15 protein-coding genes, 1 tRNA gene and 3 pseudogenes are annotated in these 17,648 nt (G+C 71.0%); 7 read left to right on the top strand and 12 right to left on the bottom strand.

All coding sequences use genetic code 11. From position 1 onward, the window contains the following. Positions 1-6 precede the first annotated feature (6 nt). Complete coding sequence (locus ACFWVP_RS23105) at positions 7-2,664, top strand: ATP-binding protein (protein WP_384499397.1); 2,658 nt, start codon at positions 7-9, stop codon at positions 2,662-2,664. Positions 2,665-2,714: 50 nt separating this feature from the next. Beyond that, positions 2,715-2,788 (top strand) — tRNA-Pro (locus ACFWVP_RS23100). A 210-nt stretch (positions 2,789-2,998) separates the two neighbouring features. On the opposite strand, the gene ACFWVP_RS23095 is transcribed toward ACFWVP_RS23100, so the two are convergent. From ACFWVP_RS23095 to ACFWVP_RS23080, 4 genes and pseudogenes are all read right to left on the bottom strand, one after another. Continuing rightward, positions 2,999-3,166, bottom strand: coding sequence for a hypothetical protein (locus tag ACFWVP_RS23095; protein ID WP_384499304.1), 168 nt, complete (start codon positions 3,164-3,166; stop codon positions 2,999-3,001). After that, positions 3,150-4,646, bottom strand: coding sequence for a cryptochrome/photolyase family protein (locus ACFWVP_RS23090; RefSeq protein ID WP_384499303.1), 1,497 nt, complete (start codon positions 4,644-4,646; stop codon positions 3,150-3,152). Before ACFWVP_RS23090 ends, ACFWVP_RS23095 begins: the two co-directional genes overlap by 17 nt. Before the next feature lie 92 nt (positions 4,647-4,738). After that, on the bottom strand, positions 4,739-5,629 hold the full coding sequence (locus ACFWVP_RS23085) for an SDR family oxidoreductase (RefSeq protein WP_384499301.1): 891 nt from the start codon (positions 5,627-5,629) through the stop codon (positions 4,739-4,741). A 78-nt stretch (positions 5,630-5,707) separates the two neighbouring features. Continuing rightward, positions 5,708-6,274: pseudogene (locus tag ACFWVP_RS23080) on the bottom strand (MMPL family transporter); the annotation flags it as partial. A gap of 139 nt (positions 6,275-6,413) precedes the next feature. Between ACFWVP_RS23080 and ACFWVP_RS23075 the strand changes: the two are divergent. After that, positions 6,414-6,671, top strand: coding sequence for an HU family DNA-binding protein (locus ACFWVP_RS23075; protein WP_384499299.1), 258 nt, complete (start codon positions 6,414-6,416; stop codon positions 6,669-6,671). A 206-nt stretch (positions 6,672-6,877) separates the two neighbouring features. Here the strand turns inward: ACFWVP_RS23075 and ACFWVP_RS23070 are convergent, their stop codons facing one another. Next, the gene (locus ACFWVP_RS23070; protein WP_384499297.1) at positions 6,878-7,414 is read right to left on the bottom strand and encodes a Dps family protein; all 537 of its coding nucleotides are present in this window, start codon (positions 7,412-7,414) and stop codon (positions 6,878-6,880) included. A 709-nt stretch (positions 7,415-8,123) separates the two neighbouring features. Here ACFWVP_RS23070 and ACFWVP_RS23065 point away from each other — a divergent pair. From ACFWVP_RS23065 to ACFWVP_RS23050, 4 genes and pseudogenes are all read left to right on the top strand, one after another. Beyond that, entirely contained in the window at positions 8,124-9,194 is a 1,071-nt protein-coding gene (locus ACFWVP_RS23065; protein ID WP_384499295.1) for a glycoside hydrolase family 43 protein, read from the top strand. Then, the gene (locus ACFWVP_RS23060; protein ID WP_384499293.1) at positions 9,113-9,469 is read left to right on the top strand and encodes an AbfB domain-containing protein; all 357 of its coding nucleotides are present in this window, start codon (positions 9,113-9,115) and stop codon (positions 9,467-9,469) included. The genes ACFWVP_RS23065 and ACFWVP_RS23060 overlap by 82 nt, the downstream gene beginning before the upstream one ends. Positions 9,470-9,476: 7 nt before the next feature. Beyond that, a complete protein-coding gene (locus ACFWVP_RS23055; protein WP_384499291.1) occupies positions 9,477-11,399 on the top strand; it encodes a family 43 glycosylhydrolase in 1,923 nt (640 codons plus the stop codon). Between the two features lie 266 nt (positions 11,400-11,665). After that, positions 11,666-12,509, top strand: a pseudogene (locus tag ACFWVP_RS23050) (ABC transporter ATP-binding protein). A gap of 48 nt (positions 12,510-12,557) precedes the next feature. On the opposite strand, the gene ACFWVP_RS23045 reads toward ACFWVP_RS23050, so the two are convergent. The 7 genes and pseudogenes from ACFWVP_RS23045 to ACFWVP_RS23015 all read right to left on the bottom strand — a co-directional run. Next, the gene (locus ACFWVP_RS23045) at positions 12,558-12,965 is read right to left on the bottom strand and encodes an SHOCT domain-containing protein (protein ID WP_384499289.1); all 408 of its coding nucleotides are present in this window, start codon (positions 12,963-12,965) and stop codon (positions 12,558-12,560) included. An 82-nt stretch (positions 12,966-13,047) separates the two neighbouring features. Beyond that, positions 13,048-13,548, bottom strand: coding sequence for an NUDIX hydrolase (locus ACFWVP_RS23040; RefSeq protein ID WP_384499287.1), 501 nt, complete (start codon positions 13,546-13,548; stop codon positions 13,048-13,050). A 101-nt stretch (positions 13,549-13,649) separates the two neighbouring features. Beyond that, positions 13,650-14,261, bottom strand: coding sequence for a dihydrofolate reductase family protein (locus ACFWVP_RS23035; RefSeq protein ID WP_384499286.1), 612 nt, complete (start codon positions 14,259-14,261; stop codon positions 13,650-13,652). Positions 14,262-14,359: 98 nt separating this feature from the next. Then, positions 14,360-14,827 carry an SRPBCC family protein gene (locus ACFWVP_RS23030; protein ID WP_384499284.1) on the bottom strand — a complete coding sequence of 156 codons (468 nt, stop codon included), beginning with the start codon at positions 14,825-14,827 and terminating at the stop codon, positions 14,360-14,362. 41 nt (positions 14,828-14,868) lie between these two features. After that, positions 14,869-15,768, bottom strand: coding sequence for a hypothetical protein (locus ACFWVP_RS23025; protein ID WP_384499283.1), 900 nt, complete (start codon positions 15,766-15,768; stop codon positions 14,869-14,871). After that, positions 15,765-16,778, bottom strand: coding sequence for an SPFH domain-containing protein (locus ACFWVP_RS23020; protein ID WP_384499281.1), 1,014 nt, complete (start codon positions 16,776-16,778; stop codon positions 15,765-15,767). The genes ACFWVP_RS23025 and ACFWVP_RS23020 overlap by 4 nt, the downstream gene beginning before the upstream one ends. Before the next feature lie 229 nt (positions 16,779-17,007). Then, a pseudogene (locus tag ACFWVP_RS23015) lies at positions 17,008-17,613 on the bottom strand (TetR/AcrR family transcriptional regulator); the annotation flags it as partial. Positions 17,614-17,648 lie beyond the last annotated feature (35 nt).

Below are 17,648 nucleotides of genomic sequence, written 5' to 3'. Positions count from 1 at the left end.
GGAGGCATGAAGCCGTCCCGGCCGTTGTACGAGCGCGAACCGGAACTCGCCGCCGCCACGCAGGCGGTGAACGCCCTCTGCGGCGGGCAGTCGGCCGGTGGGCTGCTGGTCTTCAGCGGCGAGGCGGGCATCGGCAAGACCGCCCTGCTCGGCGAGATCCGCAGGATGGCCGCCGACCGCTGCACCGTCTGGTCCGCACGCGGCGGCGAGACCGTGACCTCGGTGCCGTTCCACGTCGTACGCCAACTCCTGCAGCCCGCGCTGGACCAGTTTCCCGCCGACGAGACCAGGGCCCTGTTCGGCGACTGGTTCGAGATCACCGCACCCGCCCTGGGCCTCGCCGAACCAAGAGGACCGCAGCCCGACCCACAAGGCGTCAGGGACGGCCTGGACTTCGTCGTCGCCCGGCTCGCCTCGCGCCTCAGCCACCGGCCGTTACTCCTCATAGTGGACGACGCGCACTGGGCGGACGGCGAATCGATGGCCTGGCTCGCCGGATTCACCGCGCGGCTTTCCGAACTGCCGGTCCTGGTCGTCCAGGCCCAGCGCCCGCATGAGTTCGCCGACCGCACGGCCGACTGGGGTCCTGCCCGGGACCCGGAGAGCGGCGGCGGGAAGGGACACCCGGCCCAGACCCGGGTCGCCCTGCGTGCCCTCACTCCCGACGCCACCGCCGGCCTGGTCCGCGCGGGCCTGGGGGACCACGCCGACGACCCCTTCTGCCGCGAGGTGTGGGCCGTCACCGGCGGCAACCCCTACGAGGTGGTCGAGCTCGTCGCCAAGGCACAGGACCGCGAGCTGGCGCCGGTGGAGGAGTCCGCCGGCCTGCTGCGCGAGCTCGGCGCGTCGGCCCGGGGCAGCGGACTCGTCGCCCGGCTCGAACGGCTGGGCACCAACGCCAACCGCTTCGCGTGGGCCGCGGCCGTCCTGGGCACCGAGATCTCGCAGGAACTCGCCGCGACCCTGGCCGGGATGAGCTCCGCGGAGGCGGCCGACTGCACGGCGCGGCTGCGCGACGCCCGTATCGTCAGCGGTTTCGACCCGCTGGAATTCGTCCATCCGCTCATCGCCACCGCCGTCTACCGGTCCATTCCGCCCGCCACCCGCACCGCGATGCACGGCCGCGCCGCGTGGGCCATCACCCAGGCCGGACTCGGTGCAGCGGCGGCCTCCCGCCATCTGCTCGAAGTCCATCCGGACGACGACCAGGAGCTGGTCGCGCAACTCCGTGAGGCTGCGGGCCAGCATCTCGCGGTCGGCGCCCCGGAAGCGGCCAGGCGCTGCCTCGAACGAGCCCTGGAGGAACCGCCGCGCCGCAGCGACAGGGCGGCCCTGCTGTACGAACTGGGCTGCGCCACACTGCTCAGCTCACCGGCCACCACGGTGCAGCACCTACGGGCCGCCCTCGATACGCCCGGGCTCGACGACACGGTACGGATCGACGCGACCTACCGGCTCGCCGCCGCCCTGTCCCACAACAACCAGCTCAAGGACGCGGCCCTCTCCCTGGCCGCCGAGGCGGCCCGTACGGCTCCGGGTCCCGGGCTGATGCGCCTCCAGGCCGCGCACTTCCTGTGGGAGGGCATGCAGGCCACCGAGGACGACGGGCCCGCGCGTTCGGCCCGGCTCGCCCGCAACGCCGACCACCTCCAGGGCCGCGACAACGCCGAGCGTGCCCTGCTCACCCTGCGGGCCTTCGACGCCATGCTCCGCGGTGAGAACGCACAACTCGTCGTCGACCTCTGCGAACGCGCCCTCGTCGACGGCCGGCCCGCCCGGGGACTCGGCTGGACCGACACCGAATGGGGCTTCGAACTCCCCACGATGCTCGGCATCACCTTCTCCTTCACCGACCGGCTCGACCGGGCGGAGGAACTCTTCGGCGAGGCCGTGCGCGCCTTCGAGATCTCCGGCTGGAGCGGGGCGCACCTCGCGTTCGCCCACACCCTCCTCGGTCTCGTCCACCGCCGGCGCGGCCGTCTCGCCGAGGCCGAGGGATTCCTGCGCGAGGGACTGCGCCTCGCCGACCGTGCGGGCAGCGGGCTGCCCGTCCACTGGGACGCCACCTGCCTGCTCGTCGACACCCTGATCGCCCGCGGCCGGGTCACGGAGGCCCGGCTGGTGGCCGACCGGTACGACTTCGGCCCGCCCTACCCCAGTGCCATGGTCCTGCCGGACGGCCCGTGCGTCCGCTGGAGGCTGCTGCTCGCCGAAGGGCGTACCGCGGAGGCCGTCGCCGAACTGGAGTCGGCGGGCGCGGCGCTGGAGCCGAGGGGCCGCTTCAACGGCGTCTGGGCACCCTGGGCCGGCGACCTCGCCCGTGCCCTGGCCGACACCGACCCGGTCCGGGCGGCCCAGCTCGCCACCCGTGCCCGCGTCCACGCCGAACGCTTCGGCACGGACACGGCCATCGGCGAAGCCCTGCGCTGTGTCGCCCTCTTCGCACCGCCCGAGGAGGCCGTGCACCTGCTGGCCGAGTCCGTACGCCACCTCGAAGCCTCGTCGTCCGCCTACGAGCACGCCGTGGCCCGCTTCGAGTACGGCATGGCCATCCGTTCCACGAGGGAGCTCGCCCGAGCCCAGAAGCTCGCGACGGCCTGCGGCGCCGAGGCACTGGCGACCCGCGCCCAACAGGTTCGGACGTCGATGCGGTCCTCGGAGTGAGGTAATGTTTGTCCTGCGCGGCCACCCGGCAACACCGGGGGGAATCGCATCGGGACGTGGCGCAGCTTGGTAGCGCACTTGACTGGGGGTCAAGGGGTCGCAGGTTCAAATCCTGTCGTCCCGACTGGAGACAGTCGCAGATCAGGGCCGGTCTCGGAGAAATCCGAGACCGGCCCTGAGCCGTTCTTGGGGGCCAGCTGGGGACCAGCCTCCTTGACCGGTGCCGGCGGGTCACGACGACCGGGCTCGGCAGGGAGCGCGGAGCACGCCGAGGTGTGCGGAGAGTGCTGTGCCGGCTGCCGTCGCCAACCCCGGGGCTGAAGCTCTCCCGGCGTCACCCGGACTGCTGCCGCCCGCGTACCTCGCCCCGCGGCGTGGTGACGACGAGACGGGCCCGGGGTGCGGTGATCACCTCACGGAAGGCCGGGTCCGTAAGGAGCACGACCAGGGCTATCCGGTGCGGCGACTCGGAGTGCCAGGCGGTGTCAGGGCGGCGTGTCACCTCGAGCCCGCTCCTGCCGGCGCATCTCGGAAAGGTCGGTGAGCCGCTCCAGCTGCCGAACCGGCCGGGAGGTGCGGTGGTTGTGGCCGAGCCGCTCCCGGTGCCGGTCGAGGAACGTCCAGTAGCCGGCGGTGTAGGGGCAGGCGTGCTCACCGGTCCGTTCGCCAGGCCGGTAGCGGCACGGTCCGCACAGGTCACTCATGCGGTGCACGTAGGAGCCGCCCGACGTGTAGGGCTTGGTCGTCATCCGGCCGCCGTCGGCGTACTGGGACATGCCGACGACGTTGGGGACCATGACCCAGTCGTACGCGTCCACGAAGCAGCGGTGGAACCAGTCCGTCACCGCGGCGGGGTCCCAGCCGCGCTGGAGGGCGTAGCTGCCGAGGATCATCAGCCGGGGGATGTGGTGGGTCCACCCCGTGTCCCGTACCTGGGACAGGACCGTGTGCAGACAGCGTGCTTCCACCGAGTCCGCGGCCAGGTCGTTCCACCAGCCGGGCAGCGGGGCGGTGTGCCGCAGGACGTTGGAGCGCCGGTACTCCTCGCCGAAGTACCAGTACAGCTGCCACACGTATTCCCGCCAGCCGGCGATCTGCCGGACGAACCCCTCCACGCTGTTGAGCGGCGCCCGGCCGGCGCGCCACTCCTCCTCCGCCCGCTCGACGCACTCGGCGGGGTCGAGCAGGCCGAGATTGAGCGAAGACGACAGGAGGCTGTGGCTCATGACCGGGTCCGCGGCGAGCATGGCGTCCTCATACGGACCGAACGTGCCGAGCCGGCGCGTGAGGAAGCGTTTGAGGGCCGCTCTCGCCTCGACGCGGGTCGCGGGAAACAGGCGAGGCCCGTCCCGTCCGACGAACGACACATCACCGTCTCTCTCCCAGCGGTCGAGGTCGTGGCGGACCTCGTCGTCGATCTCGGACTCCCGCGGTCGGTACGGCGCGGAAACCGTCAGAGCGGGGGTGTCGCGTGGCGGCGGCTGCCGGTTGTCATGGTCGAGGTTCCAACGACCGCCGACCGGGGCGTCGCCGTCCATCAGCAGGCCGTGTCCTCGGCGCACCCAGCGGTAGAAATCCTCCTGGCGCAGCCGTGTGCCGCCGTGCCCGTCCGCCCACGCGGCGAAGTCGTCCATCGGAACCAGGAAGCCCCGCGCCGGGCCCGTGGTGACCTGCGGCAGGGAGTGCACCAGACGTGCGGCGGCATACGAGGTCGGGTGGTGGACGGTGACCGGGCGGCTGCCCGCCGCCCGGGCCAGCCCCTCCTGGTAGGTGTCGGCCCGGACGTAGGTCATCCGGTCGCCGAGTTCGGCTGCCCGGTGGCGCATGGCGGAGAGCACCAGGTGAGCCTTGGCCCGGTGGAAGCGCCGGCGCCGGAAGACCGAGCGGGCCTCGATCATCAGCAACGGTGCGTCCCGGTCCGGGCCGCCCGTGCCCGGGGTGAGGAAGTGGGGACCGAGCTGGTCGCCGAAGAGCCAGTGCATGACGTGTTCGCTCCTCAGTCGCGGCCGCGGGCGTGCTCGAAGCGTGCCGGCCCGTCGGCGAGGTCGGTCCGGCCTGATCCACCGGATGGGTCCTAGCCACGCGGGAAGCGGGAGCCGGCCTGGTCGGCCCGGCCACCTGCGCCGAGCAGACCCGTGGCTTCGAAGGGTTCCTCGGTAGCGAGACGCGGCAGTTCACGCCGTGAGAGCGCAGTCACCACCGGCGGCATCGCCGCGCGCACGAGTTGGGCCGACCGCAGCCAGCGAGGCATGTAGACGGACGCACGGCGCCGTTCGATCGCGGTGACCAGCCGGCCCGCCACATGCTCGACGGGGTACACCTTGCGCGCCGGCGGCGGCATGTGGCCACGGAGCTCTCGCAGCACCGCGTACTCGTCGGCATCGCGGACCATGTCGGTGTCCGTCCAGTTGATATAGGCGATCCCGACGCCCACGCGCCGGTGGGACACCTCGGCTTGCAGCGCGTGGGCGAACGACTCGACCCCCGCTTTCGACGCGCAGTACGCGCTCATCATCGGCGCCGCACCGATGGATGCGAGCGACGCGACCTGGAGGAAGTAGCCGGACGTATCGAACAGATCCCCGAGGAACGTCCGGGCGGTGACAGCACTGCCGATCAGGTTCACCTCGACCACCCGACGCCAGACCGCGGGATCGGACTCGGCGAACGGGCCACCCGCCGCCACGCCCGCGTTGGCGACCACGACGGAAGGGGGTCCGAGCCGCGCGCGGATGTCCGCGCCGGCCCGGGCCATGCCCCGGTCGTCCGTGACGTCGACCTCCCAGCACTCGCACGTACCCGGCAGGGAGTCCCTGACCTGGGCCAGTGTTCTCTCCTCACGACCGATCAGCGCCACCTTCGCGCCCCGGCCGGCCAGATCCCTGGCCATCGCCGCTCCCAAGCCACGTGCCGCTCCGGTCACGACAGCAGTCCGTCCGTGCAGCGGGCTCTCGGTATCCGGCATGGAGCGGGTCCTCTCCCGTAACGGCGTCCGTCCAGCCCACCGTAGGCGCGGGCGACGCCGTCGGCATGCCGGCCGCCGTCACGCGGACGGTTTCGGCCCGTCGGCAGGGCCGGAGCCGGCGCGGGCAGGAACACTGAGCCACCACGCCCCGGGAGCCGATGTCGATGACCAGCGAGGGGACCAGGAGCGAGCGGATCACCAGGGCGTCGAGCAGAACACCGGAGGCCACCATGGACGCGATCCGGGACAGGAAGGCAAGCGGGATCACCATCAGAGCTGCGAACGTGGCGGCGCGTCAGCAGGATCAGGATCAGCAGTACGGTGCCGAGCACCACCGCACGATGACCATACGATCCCGGGCAACGGTCCGCGGGGTGTCGTACTGCTGCGCCGTGCCCTGCCCCGCGCGTCGGCGCCGGACACTGCGCGCACGCTCGCGAGCAGCCGCTCGATGGTCTTCTTGGCTGCGTCACTGTCCGCCGCCGCTTTCACGGTTGCATCGACGCGTACGCGCCCGTCGACGACGAGCGGCTCGTCGGCCCCCGGCCGCCCGGACGCCGACACCGCGCCGGCCGACGCCACGCCCTCGACGCTGTTGGTCGCCGCCGTTACCTGTGCGGTGCGGTCGGCGTCCGCCATGGCGATCGGCCTCGCAGCCGGGCACTGTCCCGGCTGCGACACGCTTCAGGTGGCCAGTATGAGGTATTTGCCTGCTATATCTGATGCTGTAATCGCGTTCAGTCACGGCCTGGCCTCGATGGCCGATTCCCAACTACGGAGTGTCATGAACAAGGCAGCGCTCGTCGAAGCCGCCGTGCGGAAGACCGCTGAGGCGGGTAGCCGGCTTCCGCCGGACGAGGTGGAGCGGGTGATCGACGCGCTGTTCGGCACGGTGGAGTACGCCGGTGCGATTGCCGAGGGGCTCAAGCGGGGTGAGACGGTCACCGTGATCGGCTTCGGTGACTTCCACCTGGATGACGCCGGGCCCGTGCTGCGCCCCGGCCACGCGCTGCACGAGTACATCAAGGGCTCCGTCAGCTGAGGGCATCCTCTTGCGACGGCGACGGCGACGATGGCGACTGGGCACTACCTCTGCGCATGCTCGCGGTTCGCCGAGCCGGGCCATGCGGTGGTCCCTGCGTGGCCGAGATGTTCGTTGACGGGGTTCGGCAGTTCTCGGCCGGTGATCAACAGCGGCCGAGAGCCGACGGACCTGGTGACCATCGGGCCGGTGGGTCACTTCGCTGGTCAGGGTTGGTTGCGGGCCTGGTCGGCGGCCTGCCCGGCGGCGGTGCTCTCGGTCTTGGCGCCGCGCGTGCTGAGTTCGCCGCCGCTGGACTCCAGGTGGGCGCGGACGAACCACTGGAAGAGTTCGAGGCCGCGCAGTTGTTCGATGAGCATGTCCTGGGTGACCGGGTCGCTCGTCTCGGTGGCCTGCATGGCCTCCCGGTGGTCCTTGATGACGGACGTGTAGACGAGATCGAGGGCACCGAGGTGCTCGATGGCTTCGGCGCGGCCGATCGAGTAGTCGTTCCAGGTGCGTTCGTCGACCAGGGCGCCGGGGGTTCCGTTGGGCTCGCCGCCAAGGGTGGAGATCCGCTCGGCCACGTCGTCCGTCATCGAGCGGACCTGGTCGACCTGTGGGTCGATCATTTCGTGTACGGCGATGAAGTGCGGTCCGACGACATTCCAGTGAATGTGCTTGAGCGTGAGCGCGAGGTCGTTGAGCGAGTGCAGACGCTTCTGCAGTATGGAGATGATCTGCCCACTGTCCTGTGTGCTCATCCCTGGAACGGTGTACGAGATGTCCGTGCGCTGTGACGACGACACGACGGTACTCCTCACGTGGTCATGGCTGGGCCTCCAGACAAGCAGCATCAGTGGTGCGCCGCGCCTCGGCCGCGTGCATGCGGGTGGACCACACCGGTGCGGACCGGCGCCTCCGGAAGCGCCCCGCAACGGCTGGGCGCGCGGAGGGTCGCGACAGATCGAGTGAGCGGCGGATGCGCGATCGGGTGGCCCGCAGGAAACGCCCGCAGGAACCTGGAGACAGGGCGATCCACTCGTAACTCCGCAGGATCGCTTTCGGTGGAACCTGGCGCACATGCGCGAAGTCGTCGGTTACACGCACCGTCACGTCAGGCAACACCCCAGCGGCGATCTGGGCCGGGCCGCAGGCCCTGGCTGGACGCGGCGTGGTGAACCACGTGTTCGCGGCCTGACGTCGTCCCGGCCCGGCACCGTACGGGCCGGCGGGCGCGGCCGTTCGCCTCGCCCCGAAAGTGGCGGACAGAGCGTTGACATGTTCAGCACTGCTGGCGATGCTTGGTGGAGCTTTTCATCGATGTAAAACTTGGCGCGGCAGTGTAGTACCTCTCGCTCAGTTGCCCCTGCGGTGCTCGCCTCCGATGTGGTCCCACCGGATGGGTGTCATCGCGACTTCGACCCTCCGTCGGCCTGTGATCGAAACGGAGGCCAACCAGGGAACGAGGCCATGAAGCTCTCTCGCTGTCTTTCCGCCGCCGCCACCTTCGTGCTGTCCGGCGTCCTCGCCGCCGTGATGTCCCTGTCCGCCGCCGAGCCCGCCCAGGCGGGCCAGACCGGCCTCCGGGCAGCGGATCCGAGCGTGATACGGGTGGGTGGCACCTACGTGTCGGTGCAGTCGACCGGTGGCGGCATTGCCGTACGGCAAGCTCCTTCGACGGACGCTCTTGCCTCGGCGTCCGCTCGTGAGGTCTGGTCCGACACCCGGGGCCGTGGTGAGGTCTGGGCTCCGGAGATCGTCAGGGACGGTGGCCGCTACTACATCTACTTCTCGGCCGGCCGCGGACCGGCCCACCGGATGTACGTCATCAGTTCCGCCAGCCCGGACAGCGGCTACACGGCCGAGACGAAGCTGGCCCTGCCGGACGACAAGTGGGCCATCGACGGCACCATGTTCACCTTCAACGGGCAGCGCTGGTTCGTCTGGTCGGGCTGGGCCGGCGACACCGACATCGAGCAGAACCTCTACATCGCCCGGATGAGCGACCCGACCAGGCCGACCGGTGCACGGTACGTCATCTCGCAGCCGAGGGAGGGCTGGGAACGGGTGGTCGGCAACCCGTTCATCAACGAGAGCCCCGAGGCCATCAAGGACCCGAACGGTCAGTTGCACGTCGTCTACTCCGCCAACGGCAGCTGGAGCGACCAGTACTGCCTGGCCGACCTGCGACTGCGGGCAGGCGGCGATCCGACGCACGTGTGGGACTGGTACAAGTCCAACGGATGCCTCTTCGGCTCCAACCGCGAGACGATGATGCCCGGGTGGGACCCGACCCTGCACGTCAACGGTCCCGGCCACCACAGCTTCGTCCTCCTCGACGGCGACATCAACACGAGCCCGCCCGCGGGCCCGAGGTTCCCCTCGATGTTCCACGCGGTTCCCAAGGGAACGCCGTACTCGTGGGCGAACCGCTACTGGTACACGGGCACGTTCAGCTGGTGGGGCAGCACGACCTACAGCCGGGCCAATGTTCCGGGACCCAACACGGACACCGGCTGGAGCCTGAAGTTCTTCGAGTAGAGACGACGGCAGTGTGTTGCTGCCGCCCACCGACATGCGGCGGTCGCTCCGGGTGGCCACCTGGGACCACGCCAACCGGTATCTGCGGCAGCCTGGCCTTCACCGAGATCGTCGGCTCCGGCGGCAGCGCCCAGCCCGAGCAGGACGCCACGTACACGGTCCGGCGCGGGCTTTCCGACTCGTCCTGCTACTCCTTCGAGGGCGCGGGGGCGGCCGGACGTGGGGACGTCCTCCCGATGCCGCCCCCTGTCGCATTCGCACACCGAACCCCGTAGGAGAGTCGTGATCAGGAGACTTAGGCACACCTGGGTGGTCGGCGCAACGGTTCTCGCGCTGCTGGTCGGCCTCTCCGTCGTCCTCGAGACGGGCTCCACGCGGCGGGCGCACGCTGCCGTCGCTGCTGTCCCCGACTCGCCTACGGCGGAGGCCGGCAACCCGATCGTCGACGGCTGGTACGCGGACCCGGACATGGCCGTGTACGGCGGCCGGTACTGGGTGTATCCGACAACGTCGAGGGGATACCACGAGCAGACGTTCATGGATGCCTTCTCGTCCACGGACCTGGTGAACTGGACCAAGCATCCCAAGGTCCTGGATGTCGCCGATGTCTCCTGGGCGCGTTACGCGCTGTGGGCACCCGCGCCGGTGGCCCGCAACGGCAAGTACTACCTCTATTTCGCCGCCAACGACGTCCAGGACAACTCCCAGTTGGGCGGCATCGGCGTCGCTGTCGCCGACCGGCCCGAGGGCCCGTACAAGGATGCCATCGGACGTCCGCTGATTTCCCGGTTCCACAACGGTGCCCAGCCCATCGACCAGGACGTATTCATCGACGACGACGGCCAGGCGTACATGTACTACGGCGGCTGGCACCACTCGAACGTCGTGAAGCTGGACCCGGACATGATCAGCCTGAGCACGTTCGCGGACGGATCGACCTACAAGGAGATCACCCCGGAGAACTACACCGAGGGCTCGTTGATGTTCAAGCGGAACGGCACGTACTACTTCATGTGGTCCGAGGGTGGCTGGACCGGGCCGGACTACTCCGTGTCGTACGCGATGTCCGATTCACCGACCGGACCGTTCAAGAAGATCCAGAAGGTACTGGCCCAGGATCCCGCCGTCGCCCGCGGCTCCGGACACCACACCGTGGTCAACGTGCCGGGAACCGACACCTGGTACATCGTCTACCACAGACGGCCGCTCAGTGAGACGGACGGCAACCACCGCGTCCTCGCCTACGACCGCATGCACTTCAACAGCGACGGAACGCTCCAGCCGATCCGGATGGGCGTCAAGGACAACTTCGCCGATGGCAACGCGCTGGGATGGCGGACCTACGGCGGCGCGTGGTCGGTGACGGGCGGACAGTACGCGGTCGGCGTCTCCCAGGGCGGGAAGTCCTTGCTCGACACGGACTTCTCCGACCTCGTCCACGAGGCGGATGTCAGCCTCACGTCCGGCGGCGGAGACGCCGGCGTCGTCTTCCGGGCGGTCGAGCCCACGACCGGTACGGACGGCTACCGGGGGTACTACGCAGGCATCAGTTCATCGGGCCGAGTACTTCTCGGCAAGGCCGCGAACAACTGGACACAGCTCGCATCGGCAGCGATGGATGTCTCGCCGAACACGGCGTACCGACTGAGGGTCGAGGCCGTCGGCTCCTCGATCAAGGTCTACGTCAATGACATGTCGGCCCCGAAGATCAGCGTTGACGACAGCAGTCACGCTTCCGGAGCCGTCGGGCTACGGGCCCACAACGCCGCCGCGCGTTTCGACAACGTATCCGCACAGTCCGACGTCGTCGGTCTCGAAGCTTCGAACCAGTCGAACCAGTTTGTCCGGCATGCAGGGAGCCGCGGGCGGATCGACGCCAACGTGGCCCCGTTCCAGGACAGTCAGTGGAAGGTCGTACCCGGCCTCGCAGACCGGGCCGCCGTCTCGCTCGAGTCGGTCAACCGGCCCGGCCACTATCTGCGGCACCGCCACGGCGAGGTCTGGCTCGATCCGACGGCCGGGACGACGCAGTACCGGGCGGATGCGACCTGGCACCGTCGGCAGGGCCTGGCCGGCGCCTCGCTGGTGTCCTTCGAGTCGTACAACTTCCCCGGCCGCTATCTGCGACACCGCTTCTCCGTCCTGTACAGCGAGCCGGTGCCGGGCGCGCTCGACCGGTGGGACGCGAGTTTCCGACTTCGCTGAATTCTCGCACCCGGGCAGTCAAGGAGGTGCAGTCCTCTTGCACGGCGGTTCATCATCCTTGCCGAACCGCCGTGCAAGTCCGACCGGGCGAACGCCCCGTGGCGTGATGCGGGGCCCGGCTTCGTCGTCGGGCGTGGCGCCCTCGTCAGCTGTCCGGGAAGTAGACCTTCGCGAACTCTTCGGAGACGCCTTAGACGCGCTGGGCCTCCTCCTGCTCTGGGTCCTGCTCCGCCCGGACCGTGCCACCGGAAAGGCGTGACACATCCATGACCGCGACAACCGAAGCCGCGGCGACCGACCCGGCCGACGGGAACGCCCCCGGGCTCGACATCCGCGGACTGCGAGCCGGCTACCCCGGCCGCCCCGGCGTCGAGAACATCGACCTCACCGTCCCCGCGGGCCAGGTCGTCGCGATCGTCGGCCCCAACGGCTGCGGGAAGTCGACCCTGCTGCGCGCGGTCGCCCGCCTGCACCGGCCCGACTCCGGCGCCGTCCGCGTCGCCGGAGCCGACATCCGGGAACTCGGCCGCCGCCCGACCGCCCGACCGCCCGACGCGTCGCCCTGCTGCCCCAGTCGCCACGCGCCCCCGCGTCACCGTCGCCGGACTCGTCCGCCACGGCCGCCACCCCCGGCAGGGACTGCTACGCCAGTGGTCGTGGGAGGACGAGAACGCCGTACGCGAGGCGCTCGAAGCCACCGGCACCGCGGACCTGGCCGCCGAACGCCTCGACAGGCTGTCCGGGCGGCCAGCGCCAGCGCTGCTGGCCGGCCATGGTCCTCGCCCAGGACACCCCCGTCGTCCTGCTCGACGAACCCACCGGCGCCCTCGACCTCGGCCACGCGGTGGAGGTCCTGGAACTCGTCCGCGAGGTCGCCGCCACCGGACGGACCGTCGTCATGGTCCAGCACGACCTCGCCGCCGCAGCCCGGTACGCCGACACCCTCGTCGCGATGAAGGCCGGGCGGATCGTCGCCGGGGCGTCCCCGCCGACACCGTCGACGGGGTGCTGGTGAAGGAGCTCTACGCCGTGGACGCGGACATCCTCCGCGCACCCGGTGACGGCTCACCGGTCGTGGTGCCGAGGAGCCGCCGGCTCACGACGACGTGACGTGCCGCGCGGCAGGGGCGCGGCACGTCACGGGGGAGCGGGCCGCGGTCAGACCAGCAGCTTCGCCTTGGCCTTCTCGTACTCGGCCTGGTCGAGGTGGCCCTTGTCCTTCAGCTCGGCGAGCTTCGCCAGATCGTCCACATGGCTGCCGCCCTTGCCGCCACCGCCCTCGGGCCCGGCCGCCTGCCGCACGTACTGCCGGAAGGCCGCCTCCTGGTCCTCGGCCTGCTTGACGTCCCGTCGGCTCATGCCCCGGCCGCGGGCGATCAGGTAGACCAGGACGCCCAGGTAGGGCAGCACGATGACGAAGACCAGCCACCCGGCCTTGGCCCATCCGCCCATCGAGTGGTCCCGGAAGATGTCCGTGATCACCTTGAAGAGCAGGAAGAACCACATCACCCAGAGGAACAGGTACATCATGGTCAGGAAGACGTTGAGGAGCGGATAGTCGTCCACGGGCCTACTCCGTTCGTACGAATCGTCCCTTATTCGTACATCCGGTCCCGTCTCCCCGCATCCGTAGCGGAGTCGGACGTGCCTACGAGCCCGGGGTGCGGGGCCCGATCGGCAGGTGATGAGCCGGCGGGTGCGCGATGCCGAGGTCCGGGCGCCACACGGCGAGGATCTGCGCCGACGGATCGAACAGGGGGCCCGGCAGTGCCTCGGGTACCGTCCAGTGCCAGGCGCTGATGAGATGCGGCTCGGTCACCTCGGCCGTGCCCGACTCCACGCCCACCAGCGCGCCCATGCTGATCCGGTTGACGCCGGCCACCACGTCGTGCACCATCGCGAAGACCGTCACGGCCTCCGCGGCCACGGTCAGCCCGGTCTCCTCGCGCAGTTCGCGCGCGGCGGCGGCGGCCACCGACTCGTGCGTCGGGTCGACCTTCCCGCCGGGCAGTTCCCAGGTCCCGTCCCGGTGCCTGCCGAGCAGGATCCTGCCCTCCCGGTCCCGCACGACGACCCCCACCCCGAAACCCGCCTGCGCCTTCGGCGGCAGAGTGTTGCGCGTGGGGGTGTTCACGGAGTCGGCTGCCATGCCTTCTGCTCCTGGTGCGTGTCGGAGGGGGTGCCGCGCCCGGCGGGGCGCCGCACCCCATTCTCCGTGATCTCCGCGGGTGGTCGTCCACGGGACAGCCCTCAGGCCCCGGCCCCGTACGTCCCGTACTCCGGCAGGCCTGTCGACCTGTAGACCTGGATCGCCAGTCCGCCCGACGTCGTCCCGTTGCTCATGAGTTCCAGGCCGGCCGGGGCGCCGCCGTCCGGGAACAGCCGGCGGCCCGTTCCGACGACCACCGGGGCGATCGCGAGGCGGAGTTCGTCGACCAGTCCGGCGGCCAGCAGGGACCGGCCCAGCCGGGCGCTGCCGTGGATCTGCAGCTCGCGGCCGGGCTGCCGCTTCAGTGCGGCGACCTGGGCCGGGACGTCGCCGGACAGGATCGTGGTCGGGTCCCACCCGGCCTCGGTCAGGCTGTGGGAGGCGACGTACTTCGGCAGGCCGTTCAGGATGCCGGCGAACGGGTGCTCGGTCATCTTCGGCCAGTCCCGTGCGAAGTTCAGGTAGGTACGGCGGCCGAACAGGAACGCGTCCGCCGAGGCGAGCCAGGTGCCGGCCTGCCGTTCGAACTCCTCGTCCAGGTGCGGCACGAACCAGCCGCCCCGGGTGAACCCGTCACTCGTGTCCTCGTCCGGGGACCCCGGGCCCTGGCTGACGCCGTCCAGCGACAGGAACTCCTGCAGTACCAGTCTCATCGCGCACTCTCTCTCTCGGGAAGGGACGTGTCCGTCCTCTCCCTGAGACATCGTGCCGCCCGGAAACTCATCGGTCCACAAGGCGCCGCCGCCCCCCGTCAGCCGACCGCTTCCACGTACGAGGCCAGATTGGCCAGCGACGAGGCGATCCCGGCCTCGTGGTCCGCCCGCGAGATGCCGGGCGGCACGTCCGTGGCCGTGACCGTGACCTCGGTTCCGTCACCGGCGGCGGCCAGCTGCCAGGTCATCGTCATGGTGCCCGCGTACGACGGGTCGTCGGCCTCGAAGACGGCCCGCTGCACCACGCGCTCCGGTGGCGACAGGTCGGTGAACCCGACGTCGACCACATCCGTCGCGTCGGAGGTCTTGCCCGGGGTGTCGGTGGGGTCGAGGTAGGTGAGGACCATCCGGAACCCGCCACCGGGGCGCGGGTCCCACCGCTCGATCCGCCCGCGCATGCCGTCCGGCGGCAGCCAGGCCTCCAGCGCCGCCCGGTCGAGGAGGGCGCCGTAGACGGTCGCCGGTGGTGCCGCGACCACCCGGTGGGCGCGGTCGGTCCTGGTCATGGCCCGATCCTAGAGGGCTGCACCGGGGCCGTGTCCGAGGCTCACCCCACCAGGTTCAGCGTCGCGGGCGCGATGCCGAACCGGACCGTCTGACCCCAGGTCAGTTCGAGGGAGTCCGACTCCATCCCGTCGCCGAACACCACGATGCGGTCCGACTCGACCGTGAGCGACAGCCCTTCGCCCCGCCCCAGTTCGCCCTCGACCAGTGACGTACCGGTCGCGGGCGACGGCCATGCCTCGCGCACGAACCAGAGCAGCCGATGGTCGGACGGGCCCGGCAGCCGCAGCCCGCTGCCGCGTTCGGTCCAGAGGGAACGCAGCCAGCCCGTCGCACCCGTACCGGTGCCGACCAGCACGCCCGAGGACGCCTGGGACTCCCCGGCGGACGGGGAGCCGTCCGGGCCGATGCGGTAGCGCGCGGTCTGGTGGCCGGGCGGTCCGGAGAAGATCTCGTTGAGGGCGAGCAGCCGCTGGGTGTCGTCGGCGACGGCCTCCACCATGGTGAGCGCGTCCACCCGGTCGCCGGGTGCGACGGCGGCCCGGCACAGAGCCGCCGCGTCGGACGCGCGATGGCGTACCAGGACCCCGGGGTTGCGGCCGGGGTCGGTGTCGATGCCCACCACCGGCTGGCCGGACAGGTACTTGGCCGCGTTGGCGACCAGACCGTCCTGTCCGACCACGATCACCACGTCCTCGGGACCGAAGAGGAAACGGTCGAGATCCGCGCGCTCCACCCGTGACCGGCGCCACTGCAGGGGCACCGCGGCGGCCACCTCGGTGAGTGCCTGCCGCATGCGGTGATGGCGCGCGGCCACCTCGTCGACGGACCGGCCGCGGGTGGAGAGGAAGAACGCCGCCTGGCCGTGCGTCCCGTGCCGGGCGAGCAACTCCTCGTACTCGGTGGTGCGGTGCACGAGGACCGCACGCGGGGCCAGGCTCACGCCCGCTCCTGCGGACCCGGGCCGCCGAGCCGGGCGAGCAGGCCGGTGAGCACGTCGGGGGAGAGGGTGAGGCTGTCGATGCGGGGCAGGTTCTCCGCCAGCCGGGTCGCGGCCAGGGCGTGCAGCGTCGTCGGGTCCACCTCGGCGTGCGCCTGGAGCCAGGCCGCCTGGGCCTCGGCGCGGGCGGCGCCGATCTCCCGTGCGGCCTGGGCCTCGGCGTGGGCGAGCCGCACCTTGCGGGCCGCCTCGGCCTCCGTGCGCACCCCGTCGGCCGCGGACTTCTCCTCGGCCTCGCGGCGGGCATTGGTGCCGCGCTGGTCCACCAACTGCTCCTCGCGGCGGGCCAGTTCGATCTGACTGGCGAGCTCGTTCTCGGCGATGGCGCGCTCGCGCTCGACGGCGACGGCCCTGCGTTCGTACGTCGCCCGGTCGGCCTCCTGCTGGATCTGCTCCCTGGCCGGTGTGCGCAGCGCTCGCTCCACCTCCGCTTCCGGGCGGATGGCGACGACGCGTACCGCCACGACGTCGATTCCGGTCGCGGGCAGCCGGGGTTCGGCCGCGAGGCCGGTGGCGACGCGTTCGCGTACCGAGGCGACCCCGTCCACGAGGGCGACGGCGAGCGGGGTGCGGGCCAGGACGTCCAGGGCGTGCTGCTGGGCGGTCTCGGTGAGCAGGGTGGCGATCTGTTCCAGCGGCGCGCTCCGCCAGACCCCGGTGTCGGGGTCCACCGAGAAGTCGAGCCGGGCCGCCGCCTCGGCGGGGTCGCTGATCCGGTACGTGACGGTCGCCTGGACGGTGACGTCCTGGAAGTCGCCCGTGCGGGCGTGGAAGGCCATCGCCAGCTCGCGGTCGTTCACCGGCACTTCGGAGAGCGCGGCGGACAGCGACCGGTACCAGAAGCTGAGCCCGGGGCCGTCATGGGCGAGCTGTCCGCGCTTGTGGTGGCGGATGTGGGCCGTGGGCGCGGAGCGCAGGTGCCGCCAGCCGAAGCGCCTGGTGATGTCGGCCATGTCAGGACCCCCTCTTTCTCGTCAACTCGACGATAAGGGGTCGAGTGAATATCGTCAAGAGGATGAAAAGGGAGGGTTCGGGACTACGTGCGGCCGGGCCGCGGGTTGCCGGGGAACCCCCCGCCCGGCCGGTGTGGGCCCTCCCCCGCCCCACCGTTCGGGGCCGCCGGCCCCCCGACAACCCAGGGGGGACGGGCCACCGAAGTAAGGTCCCCGTTGGGGTCGGCGGTAGCCCGAGCGCGGGAAGCACGGAGCTCTCGATGAAGCCGGTGAGGAACGTGTCGTCCGCGTACCGTCCCTCCAGCAGGGGCCGGGCGCGCATGATGCCCAGCAACTGGGCCGAGACGTACGGCGCCGCGGGGTTGTCCGCCGCGATCTCGCCGCGCTCGACCGCGCGCCCGAGCATCGCGTCGATCGCCGCGATCGACGGGGCGATCAGCGTCTCGCGCAGGGCGCACAGCAGCTCGGGGCTCTGGAGCGCCGCGTGGCCGAGCGCGTGCATGAGGGTGGTGTCGCCGGTGGAGACCTCGTCGATGGCCCTGGCGGCCTGGTGCAGGTCTCCGCTCAGGCTGCCGGTGTCGATGTTCGAGAGCAGGGTCCGGCGGGTGCCGTGCAGGGCGGCGACGACCAGCTCCGGCTTCGAGCCCCACTGCCGGTAGAGGGTCGACTTCCCGCACCGGGTGCGGGAGGCGACGCCCTCCATGGTCAGCGACTCGTAGCCGCTCTCCCTGAGCAGGTCCAGCACGGCCGTGTAGAGCTCCTGTGCCCGCTCCGGTGTGATCTTCGACCGGCGTGACGCCAGTGCTGACTCCGGTGCGGTATCGGGCGACGACATCTGCTTCCCTCTCTGCGGAATCTGCGACGAGGACC

It is taken from the genome of Streptomyces sp. NPDC058637 (assembly GCF_042717325.1).
Lineage (GTDB): Bacteria > Actinomycetota > Actinomycetes > Streptomycetales > Streptomycetaceae > Streptomyces.
Note: the sequence above shows the minus strand (reverse complement) of the source record. Positions and strands in the feature narration are given on the sequence as shown.

What these genes read in the sequence shown, in the direction of transcription:
- ACFWVP_RS23085 (WP_384499301.1), bottom strand. Translation starts at nt 5,629, where the DNA reads ATGCCGGATACCGAGAGCCCGCTGCACGGACGGACTGCTGTCGTGACC.
- ACFWVP_RS23065 (WP_384499295.1), top strand. Translation starts at nt 8,124, where the DNA reads ATGAAGCTCTCTCGCTGTCTTTCCGCCGCCGCCACCTTCGTGCTGTCC.
- ACFWVP_RS23070 (WP_384499297.1), bottom strand. Translation starts at nt 7,414, where the DNA reads ATGAGCACACAGGACAGTGGGCAGATCATCTCCATACTGCAGAAGCGT.
- ACFWVP_RS23040 (WP_384499287.1), bottom strand. Translation starts at nt 13,548, where the DNA reads ATGGCAGCCGACTCCGTGAACACCCCCACGCGCAACACTCTGCCGCCG.
- ACFWVP_RS23090 (WP_384499303.1), bottom strand. Translation starts at nt 4,646, where the DNA reads ATGCACTGGCTCTTCGGCGACCAGCTCGGTCCCCACTTCCTCACCCCG.
- ACFWVP_RS23105 (WP_384499397.1), top strand. Translation starts at nt 7, where the DNA reads ATGAAGCCGTCCCGGCCGTTGTACGAGCGCGAACCGGAACTCGCCGCC.
- ACFWVP_RS23020 (WP_384499281.1), bottom strand. Translation starts at nt 16,778, where the DNA reads ATGGCCGACATCACCAGGCGCTTCGGCTGGCGGCACCTGCGCTCCGCG.
- ACFWVP_RS23035 (WP_384499286.1), bottom strand. Translation starts at nt 14,261, where the DNA reads ATGAGACTGGTACTGCAGGAGTTCCTGTCGCTGGACGGCGTCAGCCAG.
- ACFWVP_RS23075 (WP_384499299.1), top strand. Translation starts at nt 6,414, where the DNA reads ATGAACAAGGCAGCGCTCGTCGAAGCCGCCGTGCGGAAGACCGCTGAG.
- ACFWVP_RS23030 (WP_384499284.1), bottom strand. Translation starts at nt 14,827, where the DNA reads ATGACCAGGACCGACCGCGCCCACCGGGTGGTCGCGGCACCACCGGCG.